At 39.5% G+C, this 13,399-nt stretch carries 10 protein-coding genes and 2 tRNA genes; all 12 read right to left on the reverse strand.

Translation table 11 applies throughout. The annotated features are described in order from the left end of the window. Positions 1-16: 16 nt before the first annotated feature. On the reverse strand, positions 17-2,500 hold the full coding sequence (gene spoIIE / locus NSQ61_RS15490) for a stage II sporulation protein E (protein WP_144598266.1): 2,484 nt from the start codon (positions 2,498-2,500) through the stop codon (positions 17-19). Between the two features lie 349 nt (positions 2,501-2,849). Then, positions 2,850-2,921: transfer RNA gene (locus tag NSQ61_RS15495), tRNA-Glu, on the reverse strand. A gap of 10 nt (positions 2,922-2,931) precedes the next feature. After that, positions 2,932-3,008: transfer RNA gene (locus NSQ61_RS15500), tRNA-Met, on the reverse strand. Positions 3,009-3,178: 170 nt separating this feature from the next. Next, on the reverse strand, positions 3,179-3,556 hold the full coding sequence (locus tag NSQ61_RS15505) for a S1 domain-containing RNA-binding protein (protein ID WP_063387569.1): 378 nt from the start codon (positions 3,554-3,556) through the stop codon (positions 3,179-3,181). 82 nt (positions 3,557-3,638) lie between these two features. Continuing rightward, entirely contained in the window at positions 3,639-4,016 is a 378-nt protein-coding gene (locus tag NSQ61_RS15510; RefSeq protein ID WP_340807494.1) for an FtsB family cell division protein, read from the reverse strand. Positions 4,017-4,036: 20 nt separating this feature from the next. Next, complete coding sequence (gene yabQ, locus NSQ61_RS20360) at positions 4,037-4,657, reverse strand: spore cortex biosynthesis protein YabQ (RefSeq protein ID WP_063387571.1); 621 nt, start codon at positions 4,655-4,657, stop codon at positions 4,037-4,039. Next, positions 4,654-4,959 carry a sporulation protein YabP gene (yabP, locus tag NSQ61_RS15515; protein ID WP_063387572.1) on the reverse strand — a complete coding sequence of 102 codons (306 nt, stop codon included), beginning with the start codon at positions 4,957-4,959 and terminating at the stop codon, positions 4,654-4,656. The genes yabQ and yabP overlap by 4 nt, the downstream gene beginning before the upstream one ends. A 111-nt stretch (positions 4,960-5,070) precedes the next feature. Further along, on the reverse strand, positions 5,071-5,334 hold the full coding sequence (locus NSQ61_RS15520; protein WP_063387573.1) for an RNA-binding S4 domain-containing protein: 264 nt from the start codon (positions 5,332-5,334) through the stop codon (positions 5,071-5,073). Further along, positions 5,331-6,809: a nucleoside triphosphate pyrophosphohydrolase gene (gene mazG / locus NSQ61_RS15525; RefSeq protein ID WP_063387574.1), complete on the reverse strand. Its 1,479-nt coding sequence runs from the start codon at positions 6,807-6,809 to the stop codon at positions 5,331-5,333. The genes NSQ61_RS15520 and mazG overlap by 4 nt, the downstream gene beginning before the upstream one ends. After that, positions 6,802-8,409, reverse strand: a complete 1,608-nt coding sequence (locus NSQ61_RS15530; RefSeq protein WP_161939808.1) for a putative polysaccharide biosynthesis protein — start codon at positions 8,407-8,409, stop codon at positions 6,802-6,804. Before NSQ61_RS15530 ends, mazG begins: the two co-directional genes overlap by 8 nt. 700 nt (positions 8,410-9,109) lie before the next feature. Next, positions 9,110-9,646, reverse strand: a complete 537-nt coding sequence (spoVT, locus tag NSQ61_RS15535) for a stage V sporulation protein T (RefSeq protein ID WP_063387575.1) — start codon at positions 9,644-9,646, stop codon at positions 9,110-9,112. Between the two features lie 190 nt (positions 9,647-9,836). After that, complete coding sequence (gene mfd / locus NSQ61_RS15540; protein WP_340807497.1) at positions 9,837-13,364, reverse strand: transcription-repair coupling factor; 3,528 nt, start codon at positions 13,362-13,364, stop codon at positions 9,837-9,839. Between the last annotated feature and the right edge of the window lie 35 nt (positions 13,365-13,399).

A 13,399-nucleotide genomic window follows, 5' to 3' on the forward strand; every position in this document is an offset into this window, starting at 1 on the left:
TAAGCATGGCAGAAAATCAGCTTATCTTTTTCGATTTATAAAAATTTGAAACAGGGATCGCCGCCCATTTCGGTGTATTATGATTAATTCGAGCCACCACAACCGTCATATCGTCATCGATTGCCCCCGATCTGGAGCGGATCACCTCCTCCATAATTAAATCGGCTATTTCTTGTGGATCATCAGTCTCTATTTCTTTTATTTTTCTTTTCATCCATAAATCATAATTTTCTACATGCCTTGGTCCCTCAAATATTCCGTCACTCATCATAATTAATAAATCTCCTGCTTTTAGCTGTTCGTCTACAATGTCCACCTCAAAATCATCGATAATGCCGATCGGCAAATTACTAGACTCGATTTTGATAATTTTATTTCCTCGTTTAATAAAACTCGGAGTAGATCCGATTTTCATAAATTTGCAATTGGCGCTTTGTAAATCAATGATAGACAAATCTAATGTTGCATAAATTTCATCTGTCGTTCTCAGCGACAATATAGAGTTGATGGTTTTGATAGCAATTTTTTCATCAATGCCTGATTGAAGAATTTTTTCCAACAATTTAATCGTTTCATTGCTTTCAAAATGAGCCCTTTCCCCGTTCCCCATTCCATCGCTAATGGCTATGGCAAATTTTCCGACGCCCAATTCAATCATGGAATGGCTGTCGCCTGAAACAAGACCTCCTCCTTTTGCAGCATGAGCAACACCCGTTTCCACTTTGTATGCTTTTGCAGAACCGAACACAACGTGACAAAATCCATTTGGATAACCTGCACATTCTTCATTTTTCACGATGATCATTTCGTTTAATATATCGGAAAGCATCGGAGCAATAATTTTTTCACATTCTCCATGGCCGCCGCAATACGGAATGCTCATTTCTATATCGACGTTCCCTTTTTCAAGGCTGTATATATCAATATGGCCAATTTCTAAACCGAAGTTTTGAAGAGCATAGAAAATTTGCTCTTCCTGCAGAAAATGATGTTCCCGTTCCTTTTTCATTTCCCGAGAAAAGTCGGACATTACTTGAGCAACTCCTAGCAGCTGTTCAGCTACCAATCTTCTGCTTTCTTGCACTTGCTTTTTTAATTTCCGATTCGCTTCTAAAAAGTGCATTTCCTGCTCAATCGTCCCGACCACTAGATTAGCTTTCGAACAATGCCTGTGAAGCTTTTTCTGCAATCTGCGATTATTTGCATACGTCTTTTCTTTCGTTTCATTCATCACTTGCTTCATTAATTGATATGTCTGGTCAAAATTGTTGACCCAGCATTTCTCCTTCTTAAAACAAGTTTGGCAGGTCTGTCCGGTGATCTTGCTTAAAAATAAATCCGTTTCTCTTTCTATATCCTCTCCATCCTCCGGGTAAAAAGTCGAAAAGCTCTCAGATAATGCCCGAAAAACGTTAGAAAATTGATCAACCCGCCGAGCAGTTATATCACGTATATTTCGAACATACTTCTGCTGCTCCAAAACATGCTCGTTTGTTCCAGGAATATGCTTTGCCAGCTGTTCTGTAAAGCTTTTCGGGGTCAGTAAAAACAGCAAAACCGCGGTGCCCGATTCCCATAAGGTTGTCCAAACATCAGCCGATCCTTCTCCATATAGCGTGATTAAAAGTGAGCCAATGATCAGGCCAACTGACGCTCCTGCTTTTTGTCCTTCCTTTAGCAGACCTCCCAATAAACCTGAAAATGCAAGTAGGCTCATATGATACAAATTGGAGACATTCGCCAGGCTAAGCACCAAACCTGTTACAGCACCAACTGTACATCCGATGCCTGCACCTCCGGTAAAAGCGAGCAATAGGACAATATATCGTGAAAGAACGTGTTCCGCCTGTATATTTTGGTAACTGATTCCAACTAAGCCCGTCATGACGGACGCAAGCAAAATCATCAAGCAGATAATCTCTTCGACTCGTAAAGTTTGTTTATATTTCCGCACTGAAAGAAGCGGGATGCTCTGCAAAAAAATCAACGTCAGGATGATCGACAGACCTGCCTCAACCCCTGTCATTAAAAGATCGTACGTGCTGATAAATCCTGCAGTTAACTTTGAATATAAAAGGCGGCTGGCAGCAAGTCCCGAAAAAATCGTAAAAGGCAATATTTTTATTTCATCTGTTTTAATGAAAAAACTAGTCATTTTATGAAGCAAAAGAAATATACATATAGAAGAAAGCACTAACAAACATAATTCCAATGAGATGGTGAATGCCCCTGCAATTAGTGATAGTGCAGCAAGCAATGCCTTGTCCCTTTTTAAAAGCCATACAGCTCCAAAAAAAGGAAGGGCGAACGGAATAATCTCAGATAAAATAAAAGCTCTCCCCAGCAAAAACCCGACCAATACATAAACAAACCCTTTGTGAAACAGAAAAGAATGCAAATGCAGCCCCGCTCTTTTCCAAGATCTCCATAGAAGTGATTGTGTTCTTTCCAATTGGACATTGGCAAAAGGTATCAGAAATCTTCTCTCAACTTTTTCCATTATAGCGACACTCCTCCTACTACCGTAATTGATAGTCATTATACAAGCTTTTCATAAAGGAATTTGTCAAAAGGAGGAAATTGTTCATAAGAATATTTCGACGATTTCTGTTATAGACGACAAATCTTTAAAAGGAACAGAGCAGCCCATTGAGACATTGAGTCGCCGTCATTTCAAAGAGATGATTGTAACAGCGTGTTGGTCCGTTTTAAAAGCAAAAGCCGAAAAACATGAGTCGGAACTTGTTGAAATCGGTGAAAAATTAAATTTATCTATCCTATATAAATACAAAATTTTAAACTTTTCCATAAAAAAAGACTCTTTCTTTTAAAGAAAGAGCCTCTTCTCATGACCCGTACGGGATTCGAACCCGTGTTACCGCCGTGAAAGGGCGGTGTCTTAACCACTTGACCAACGGGCCAATATTCAATTGGTAGCGGCGGAGGGAATCGAACCCCCGACCTCACGGGTATGAACCGTACGCTCTAGCCAGCTGAGCTACGCCGCCAAATCAACTGCATCTTTATGTTCATGTAAAATACGCACATGTTCTATAATACATATGAACATGAGAGCCGTCAACAATAAAATAAAAAAATAATTTTCGGACAATTTAAATACACCACCTGAATCTTCAGGTGGCGGTCTGCGATCATCTATAACATTAACAGCAGCAAGTTACCCCCTTCTTGCTCCTCTCCCTCCTCGTCTTGATTCAGTGTGACGCCGAAGTGAAGCAAGACGGTCCTCGCTCTCTTTTAAAAAGCGGCTCATTTTTTGCTCAAAACTTTCTTTGGAACGATGATCATGTTTTTTTGGACGATCTTTTGCCTTTTTGATGGACAATCCGATTTTTCCGTCTTCTTCTACATTAATAACCTTGACTTCAACCTCATCGCCGACTTTTAAATGATCATGAATGTCTTTCACGTAATTGTCAGCAACTTCACTAATATGAACAAGTCCTGTTGAGCCTCCTGGCAGCTCCACAAATGCTCCAAAATTCGTAATGCCAGTTACTTTACCTTGTAACTTGCTGCCAACTTCAATTGACATAAAAAAAATGCTCCTCCTTAAATCATAAAAAAATTAAAAATAATTTATTTAATTATACAAAAATAAAAAAACGGGGTCAATATTACTGTTCATTCCCCGGAATATTAAAAATGACTTCTCCTTCATCAGATAAAAAATAATCTTTTCTTGCAAGCTTTGTGATATATTCTTCATCCTTCAGCTTGATGATTTCTGCCTTCAAATCTTTTTCCTCTTCTTTTAAATTCTCCAGTTTTGTTTCAAGCTGTTTTTTTTCTTCAAGCTTCTTATTAATAGCAATTGATTGAGAAACGAGCGTTGACGCCATAATCGCAATACAAGTAACAGCCATTATACCAAATGCAGCTAACCGTCGAATTAGCCCTCGTTTTCTTCTTTGTCTCATCTCAGCTTTAACTTCTTGTCCGGGTTCATTTGTTTGCTGCAGCATAGCTACATTCAACTCTCGTTTCTTTCTCATTCCTGCAATCCCTCCTAAATTTAGCGGAACCGACGATACAGCTTACGTAACATATTCTTTATATTTATGAATATTCCTTCTATGATTTGTTTCGAATGCAGCATCTTTTGCTTTATTGGTTGAGGAGCTTTTCCCCAAAGTATGTTCAATCCCCATAGTAATGGCGCTAATAAAATTTTACATAACTTGAATAAGAGTTGTGAAGACCATTTGATAACCTTCCATAAAAATAGTAAAAGAGACATAGAACATGCTATCGCCATATGAACTATCCATTTAATAGGATTGATAAGAAGCAGTAAAACGATTTTTACAAAAAATTGGTATATAGAAACAGCGATTTTTATCATAATCCGCAAACAGGTCATGTATCCGTTCCGTAGGAGGCTTTGATAGGCGGCAAAACCGCATAAAAGTGCTAAAAATACATAAAATCTTAATTCCCCTTGATTTACATACAATAGAACATAAAAAGTTAAAAGTCCTTGAACCGCCCAAAATACTAAATCGTTTAAAAAAACAACCCACCTTTTTCGATCCCATCTTTTTAAAAAAAAATTGTAAGTATCAAGTGCGGCGCCTAGAAAACTGCCCATGCCGATCATCGCAATCATGGTGTAAAATTGAGTGGTAAGGGTCATTTAAACAACTTGCTAAAAATGCCTTTAGCCTTCTCCGAGCTGAAATCATCTAAATAAGAAACTTCATAAATTTTTCCTTTTATGGATACGACGCCTTTATCGACATCCAAGTTTTTCATTTGTAAATGTTCTCCCCGAACCGCGAGCGGACCCATTACCGTCTCAAGCAAAAATTCCTCATTATCAAAGCTTTCCACCTGCTTCACGCCAGAAATATCTAACAGCTTCCGGTCCTTCATGACTACATTATGCTCCTGCACGGTTTCTTTATGTGAATGGTTACCGCCATAATACTGGCTCATTATCATCCCCCCGCACTCTAATTAATGGATGCTTTCCTTTTACATTTTTATGTAAGATGTGCAGGGTTTAGAACAAGCCTTGTTGTTTCCTTGTACAATACAGGGAGCGTTTTATAAATCTGTCCTTTGTTCTTCCTTCAAAATGGTATAAAGATTTTTTGCCTCTTCCTTCTTTACTGTTTCATTTATAGATTCGATTTTTATTGTCACTACCTTATGTCCAAATTGAATGGACAGCTCGTCGCCAACCTTCACATTGGAGCTCGCTTTTGCTGGATGCCCGTTGATTGTCACTCTTCCTTGATCTGCCACTTCCTTGGCAAGCGTGCGTCTTTTCACCAGCCTCGATACTTTTAAAAATTTATCTAATCTCATGTCCGATCCCCCTCTTTCATTTTAGCCTCTTCCCAATATTGATCCATTTCTGCCAAAGACATACTTTTTAAATTTTTCCCAGCATCACGGGCCTTTTGTTCTATAAACCGAAATCTCCGCGAAAACTTTTCGTTTGTCATGACTAATGCTTCTTCAGGCTCAATTTCGTAAAATCTTCCAACATTAATAAGAGCAAACAGAATATCGCCGAACTCTTCTTTTGCTTTTTCCGTTCCGCCATCTCCATTATCGATTTCCTTTTTAAACTCCTGCAGTTCTTCTGACACCTTCTCCCAAGCATCCAGTACATCAGGCCAATCGAAACCGACTTTCGCCGCCTTTCTTTGATATTGATAAGCTTTTGACAGAGCTGGGAGCGCCTTTGAAACAGAATCTAAAAGTGATTCGCTCTCATTCCTGTTTTCAGATTTTTTTGCCTCCTCCCAGCTCTTTACAGCTTCTTCTGCATTTTGTGCCTCGACATTGCCAAAAACATGGGGATGGCGGCGGATCATTTTATCTGTTAACATGCGAATCACATCATCAATGGTAAAAAATCCTTCGTCATCTCCAATTTGGGCATGAAGCACCACCTGAAGCAAAACGTCTCCGAGCTCTTCAATCATATGATCAATATCATTTTCATCAATAGCTTCAATCAGCTCGTAGCATTCTTCAATTAAGTACCGCTTTAATGATTGATGGGTTTGCTTTCGATCCCACGGACAGCCGTTTGGCCCGCGAAGTGTTCGAATGACGTTTCGCAACGCTGAAAAGCGATGATACAGCAATTGTTCATCCTTGACCGGCGGGATGTATAACGATGTTAAATTGCTCAGTTCTACACATCTATCCATTTCATATAATCGAACTTTTTTAATGTCCTCGTATTTGCTCCCTGCAGCCGTTACGAGGTAAACTTCATAATCGAACGGCAAGTCTTCCATTAACGTCAATTTCACATCCGATGCAATCATCTTGTCATAAACCTGGCAAATAATCAAATGCTGCCGAAAGGAAAGCTCTTCCCGTTTCATATCCTGCGCATCAATGAATTGCAAGCCTTCGACAGGATCGATGCGCAGAGCTTGAAACATTGCATCCAAAAACGATTGTCCGCCCTGTATCGACACATTTACTTTTCCTTGCTCCATTTCCTTCAGCAAAAGCTGAACGGTTTTTTCTGCAACAAGCGGATGTCCAGGTACCGCATATACGATATGCTGATATTTTTCTGCTTCCTCCAATAGTTTTTTTGCAATTTCCGCATAAACATCTTCAAATTGATCAAACATTTCATAAACGGAATCGAAAGACTGAAACGAGCCAATTTCGTCTTTAATTTCACTTAAAACAGGATGATCCTCTGTTCTTACAAATAGCGGCAGACTGGAGGTCAAAATTTTAAAAACCCCTAGCGGCAGCTGATCGACATCCCCCGCGCCCAGGCCAACAATCGTAATTTGCTTATCCATTTTCCTTCCTCTCTTTCCATGCACTGATCTTATTTTTAAAAGGCAAGCTCTCTATTTCCTTCCCTGTAAAAATGGCTGATTGGATGATGAAAAACATATACACAGCCGCTCCGAAAACGACAGCTGTCAATGATTGAATGGAAGCGCTCATACGCGTTTCGTCTGATATAAAAAAATCAAATAGAAAAAAGTAAAGCTTGATCGATAAAAACATGACAACAGCAGAGCCAATCATTTTCCATACAGCCTTGAAAGAAGCTAACTTATATTTTTTCCGATTTAAAACCGCTAGATTCAACAAGCACACGACTCCATATCCGCAAACAGTCGCCAATGCCGCCCCGTATGTATGGAAAAACGGAATGAAGCATTCATTGAGTAAGATTTTCACGGCTACTCCGGCTAAAACAGATAAAGCCGGCCAGACGGTTTCATTGACTCCTTGCAAAATGCCGGCAGACGTTATCGCAACCGAGCTAAATAAAATCGAAATGCTGAACACCGATAATACGCCCGCCCCTTTTGTATCGGCAAACAGCATGAAATCAACTTGCTCGATGATGGAAATTAAACCTGCCGTAGCCCCGATGGCGACAATCAAACAAATTTTAAAAGATAAGGCGACATGCTGCTGAATATATTGAAATGCTTTATGCCGAAACGATGAAATAAGCGGAACAAGAGACAATGCGAGAGATGTAGCTGCAACCGTTCCTACCTGCAATAGCGGTTGTCCCCGATCATATATGCCTTTTGCTATTTTCGCTGCTTCAGGATCTGCACCGCTGTTGACCATCAGTTTATACAGCTGAAATGAATCTGCCAATTGCATAAAAATCATCAGCATGCTCGTCAAACAAAAGGTCACAGTATAAATCAGCAATTTGGTTAAGATCTTTTTCACAGATACAGCCGCTTCTTTCGATGATCGGGAAAGCGGTAACGGCACTCTTTTTTTCCAATATACAAGCAAAAGCATAAACGCCCCGATATACCCAATGAGGGAGCTAAAAATGGCGCCGGCAGCTGTTTCATAAAGATCGAATCCTTTATAAACGAAAAAGCAAGTGATCGATAAAAAAGCACCGACCCGTATAGCTTGTTCAACGATTTGCGACAAAGATACCGGCAGCATTTCATGGCAGCTTTGAAAAACGCCTCTTAGCATTGAAATAAATGGAAAAAACAGAAACGAACATGCAGCCGCTTTTAATAAAAGCGCCAGTTTCGGATCGCCCATCCAACGGGCAAGCTTGTCAGCTCCTAAAAACAAGCTCGTGAACGAAAACAGACTGATCAAAGCAAAAAAAGAAAAACAGACGACCAATATTTTCCGGAAATTTTTAAAATTGCTGCCATCGCTATACTCATTCAGCAGCTTTGACAGAATAACCGGAAATCCCGTTGTCGATAAAACCATGACAATTGCTAAAAACGGATATATTTGCTGATAAATATAAAAACCGATATCCCCTACAATATTTTGATAAGGAACTCGGTAGATAGCACTTAATCCTTTCGTAATGATTCCAGCAGCCGTCAATAAAACCGCACCTTGCAAAAATTTGTTCGTTCTTGCTTGAGGCACATTTTGAATCACACGTTTACTCCTTCCAAAATTCATGCTTCATCTTTTTCCAGCATATTATAACATAATCTCGTCCACATTCGGCCGAAAGAGAATCTTTAGAGCGCTCGGCTAAACTTCACGGCTTTTAAGTCCAAATTCCGGCATAAGTTCCGTAAATAAAAAAAATCTAACACATACCCCATTTTTAACCTTCGTGGTTTTCGCAAACCTAGAGACACCTTTCCTGAAAGGTTTATTTTCTGCTCCTTGCCACGCTCAATAAAATTTAACAGCGATGAAATGCCTGCTATCCTGTTGACTATTGTGAAGGGAATTGGCTGTCCGCCCTTCGAAGTGATGAGCTTTCTTGGCAAATTCATCGACAGGATTTTAGAAAAATTCCCCAAAATAAGAAGGTGAATTAGAGGAACAAAAGGTTTTAGTCTGTTCCTAAAGAGGAAAAACAGAACTTCAACAAACCGTGTCGAAATATCATATAGATGAACTTTGAAAATGATGGAAATAAATCCATCCAACACAATCATGTTTTACGTTGTAGCTTTCCATCCGAAAGATGTTTTAAACAGGTAGCGCCGTCGTTCGTTAAATACGTGAAGAGTGGAAATAAAGAAGAGACCACAGAAACTGTTGTGAATTCTGTGGTCTCTTTTATTAACGTGGTGTTGGAGACAGTCTGCTTGTGGAAGAAGTAAAAAAGTAATTATTCCCTTTATTGTTCCATTTGTCTTGCCAAAAAACTAGCGGCTGTCTCAACTGCCTTACTTTCTACTTCTGTTAAAGGCTGCTCTTTCGAAAATATGACAACAGCCCCGATAGGATCACCGTTTGCAATGATCGGTCCAATGCAATAAGATTTTACTTGTTCTGTTACACCATCAGCGATTTCAATTTCTTCTTCTTCTGAAATGAAAACCGATTGCCGTTCATCCATCACCCGTTCCAGCAGCTCGCTTATATTTTTATTCAAATACTCTTTTTTCGAAACTCCGGAAACAGCAATAATAGCATCACGATCACATATGAGAACGGGGCTGTTTAAGCTATCGAATAACGCTTCAGCATATTCTTTCGCAAAATCACTCAATTCACTGATTGGGGAGTATTTTTTCAGTATTACTTCACCATCTCGGTCAACGAAAATTTCTAATGGGTCGCCTTCACGGATACGCAATGTTCTTCGAATTTCTTTAGGAATGACTACACGGCCTAAATCATCAATCCGTCGAACGATACCAGTTGCTTTCATCTTATGCTGCCTCACTTTCATCTAAAGATTAGTAAAGTAGCGATTGCCCTTTTTCCATTTTTGGAACAATCACCATCGTTGAAATTAGTATCCTTCACTAACCACGTAATATACATGATGAAAGCGAATTTTTTCCAAACACCGCTTAAAAACCCATTGCCAGCATTTCCATTTTAACCCTGTTTCAATATTAGCCGGCAGAAACTTCTTCTTTCTTTGCGTCTTTTAAGCCTGCCAACAGCTTCATTAAAATAGACAGCCATTTTTCAGTTTCTAAATTATGAATTTGCAATGTTAATTTCAGCCTTTTCCCTTCCATGCCAAACCCGACTATGCGACCGAATTCATCCGTTAGCTCGAACAATTTTTGTCCGTCAAAGGAGCTGCTTGCTTCCTCTGAAATAAGAATCGTGATAAGATCTTTCGTTTGTTTAATGACTTCGACTTTTTCTTGCCGTGCATATAACTTTAGCTTCGCTACTTTAAACAAAAAGTCTACTTCCTTTGGATACTCGCCAAATCTGTCCAATAATTCTTCATGCAGTTCCTGTAAATCATCAAACGTTTCGATGCCTCTAAACCTTTTGTACATGTCAATCTTTTGTTTTCCATCATCAATGTAAGACTGCGGAATGTAGGCATCTAATTCAAGCTCAATTTCAACTTCCCTTTTTGTCTCTTTTGGCTGTTCACCTTTCCGTTGTTCGATCGCTTCCTTCAGCATTTGGGAATATAAATCAAAACCTACCGAATCAATGAAGCCATGCTGTTGAGGACCTAACAAATTACCGGCTCCCCGAATGGCCAAATCACGCATCGCAATTTTAAAACCTGAACCTAATTCAGTAAATTCTTTAATGGCCTGCAATCGTTTTTCAGCAACTTCTGATAAAACTTTGTCCTTCCGGTAAGTAAAATATGCGTAAGCGACACGATTGGAACGACCGACACGCCCGCGCAATTGATAGAGCTGAGAAAGCCCCATTTTATCGGCGTCATAAACAATCAATGTATTTACATTCGGAATGTCCACACCTGTTTCAATAATAGTTGTGCTGACAAGCACGTCATATTGGCCATCCAAAAAGTTTAATATTACCGATTCAAGCTCATTTTCAGACATTTTTCCATGTGCAAAGGTTACTCTTGCATCTGGAACAAGCATAGAGATTTCATTGGCTTTCCGGTCGATATCCTCAACCCGGTTATATAAAACGTATACTTGACCTCCTCGCGCTAATTCACGTTCGATCGCCTCTTTCACAAGTATTGGGTTATATTCCGCTACATATGTTTGAACAGGAAAGCGATTTTCTGGAGGAGTTTCAATGATTGATAGATCACGCACGCCGATCATGGACATGTGGAGTGTTCTTGGAATCGGAGTTGCCGTCAAAGTTAACACATCAATGTTTGCTTTCATTTGTTTTATTTTTTCTTTATGTGTAACTCCAAATCGCTGCTCCTCATCAATAATCAACAAGCCTAAATCTTTAAATTGAACATCTTTGGAAAGCAAACGATGTGTTCCAATGACTAAATCGATCGTTCCATTTTTCAAGCCTTTAATCGTTTCATTCTGCTCTTTTCTCGTCCGGAAGCGGCTTAATACACCAATGTTAATTGGGTAATCTTGAAAACGATCCCTGATCGTTTCGTAATGCTGCTGCGCTAAAATGGTTGTCGGAACAAGAAAGGCAACTTGTTTTTGATCCATAATCGCTTTGAAGGCAGCCCGAATCGCCACCTCGGTTTTCCCATATCCGACATCTCCGCAAAGAAGTCGATCCATCGGCCGCTCCCGTTCCATATCCTTTTTCACCTCTTGAATGGAACGAAGCTGATCTTCTGTTTCTTTATAAGGGAATGTTGCTTCAAACTCCCTTTGCATTTCCGAATCAGGGCTGAACGCATAGCCTTTGCTTGCTTCCCGCTCAGCATACAGTTTAATTAAATCGTCAGCAATATCTTGAACAGACGATTCCACTTTTTTCTTGACTCTTTTCCATTCGTTTCCGCCTAATTTGTAAATTTTCGGCTCTTTTCCTTCTGTGCCCACATATTTTTGAACTTGATCAATTTGTTCAACTGGAACATACAGTTTGTCATTTCCTTGGTAACGAATGTGCAGGTAGTCTTTGTGTATACCGTTAATTTCTAAAGTTTCAATTCCAAGATATTTTCCAATCCCATGATTAACATGTACGACATAATCTCCCACTTCAAGCTCAGAATAGCTTTTAATTCTTTCTGCATTTGAAAGCTTCTGCCTTTGCTGTCTTCGTTTTACCCTCTTTTTGAAAAGTTCTTCTTCCGTTATGACCGCAAGTCGTCCTAAAGGAAGTTCAAAGCCTGTCTGTAAATCTCCTTTTAAAATGTGCAGCCCCTTTGACAGAATGTGGTTTGAATCAGAAATGACTGCTTCAATCTCATAGTCTCCAAGCACCCGTTCAAGTCTTTTGGCCCGTTCATCATTTGCACCGAGAAAAACTACGGTGTAATTTGCCTTGATCCAGCGATCAACTTCTGATTTCAACAAGTGCATTTGTCCATGGAAATTTTGCATCTGCTTGCAAGACACGTTCATCAAATTTTGCGGGTTTGTATAGGGGACGTGCCGCAAAAACAGTGATAAATAAACAATTGGATAAGATGTGTCACGTATAAGCTGGTAGTATTTATGGGACACTTTCGCATCATGGACAATTTTCCCTTGTTCCAGTAAAGAAGTAAACCATTCTCCTTCTTCATTCTCAAGATGATCAACCATTTCATGCACACGGCTTACTTCATCAATGACAATAACCGTATCCGCAGGGAAATAATCTAGCAAACTAGCAGGTTTGTCATAAAAGAATGAAAAATATTTAAAGAACTCCTGATCCTTCTGCCTATTTTGCAATTTTTCCAGATCATAGCGGATATTTTCTATAAATAAATTTTTGTGCTCATCTTTTTTCAATTTCTTTAAGCTGTTTGATAAAGCCGTTTCTAACTGCTTCATTCCTTTTTCATAATGGCTGTCCGTTAAAATGATTTCCTCTGCCGGTCCGATTGTCACTTCTTGAATCATTTCAATCGATCTTTGGTCTTCAAGACTGAACGTTCGGATTGAATCTACTTCCGTATCAAATAGTTCGATGCGAATAGGATGTTCCTCCGTTAAAGGATAAATATCAATAATTCCACCGCGCACGCTGAATTCCCCAGGAGCAGACACCATGGAAACACGTTCATATCCCATTGAGTGAAGATGCGGAAGCTTCTCGTTTAATTCAAATGTTCCTCCAACAGAAATAGAAAGCTGATGGCTTTTCCATAACTCTTTCGGTGGGAGCATTCGTCTTAATGCAGCAACGGGGGCTACAACGATGCTTTTTTCACCTTTACATAAACGATTCAACACTTCCATCCTTTGTGCTTTTAGCTCTGGACTTGCGACTGCGATCTCAGATGCGATCAATTCATTTACAGGATACAAATAGACAGAATCGCCTAGTAAATTATTTAAATCTTCATAAATGATCTGAGCTTGATAAAGGTTATGAGTCACAACCAACATCGGTTGTTTGACATCTTTGTAAAAAGCGGAAATAAATACAGACCTTGCTGAGCCAGAAAGTCCGGCTACCATTTGTTCTTTCAAACCTTCTTTTATACCGTCTACAACTGCTTGAAAGTCGTTTTGCGCATAAAAAAATTGATACAGGCTTTCCAATCTCCAGCCTCCTCTCGACAAATATAAAAATGCTT

This window comes from Aeribacillus sp. FSL K6-1121, from assembly GCF_038003725.1.
Taxonomy (GTDB): Bacteria; Bacillota; Bacilli; order Bacillales; family Aeribacillaceae; genus Aeribacillus; species Aeribacillus composti.

What these genes read in the sequence shown, in the direction of transcription:
- spoIIE (WP_144598266.1), bottom strand. Translation starts at nt 2,500, where the DNA reads ATGGAAAAAGTTGAGAGAAGATTTCTGATACCTTTTGCCAATGTCCAA.
- NSQ61_RS15505 (WP_063387569.1), bottom strand. Translation starts at nt 3,556, where the DNA reads ATGTCAATTGAAGTTGGCAGCAAGTTACAAGGTAAAGTAACTGGCATT.
- NSQ61_RS15510 (WP_340807494.1), bottom strand. Translation starts at nt 4,016, where the DNA reads ATGAGAAAGAAACGAGAGTTGAATGTAGCTATGCTGCAGCAAACAAAT.
- yabQ (WP_063387571.1), bottom strand. Translation starts at nt 4,657, where the DNA reads ATGACCCTTACCACTCAATTTTACACCATGATTGCGATGATCGGCATG.
- yabP (WP_063387572.1), bottom strand. Translation starts at nt 4,959, where the DNA reads ATGAGCCAGTATTATGGCGGTAACCATTCACATAAAGAAACCGTGCAG.
- NSQ61_RS15520 (WP_063387573.1), bottom strand. Translation starts at nt 5,334, where the DNA reads ATGAGATTAGATAAATTTTTAAAAGTATCGAGGCTGGTGAAAAGACGC.
- mazG (WP_063387574.1), bottom strand. Translation starts at nt 6,809, where the DNA reads ATGGATAAGCAAATTACGATTGTTGGCCTGGGCGCGGGGGATGTCGAT.
- spoVT (WP_063387575.1), bottom strand. Translation starts at nt 9,646, where the DNA reads ATGAAAGCAACTGGTATCGTTCGACGGATTGATGATTTAGGCCGTGTA.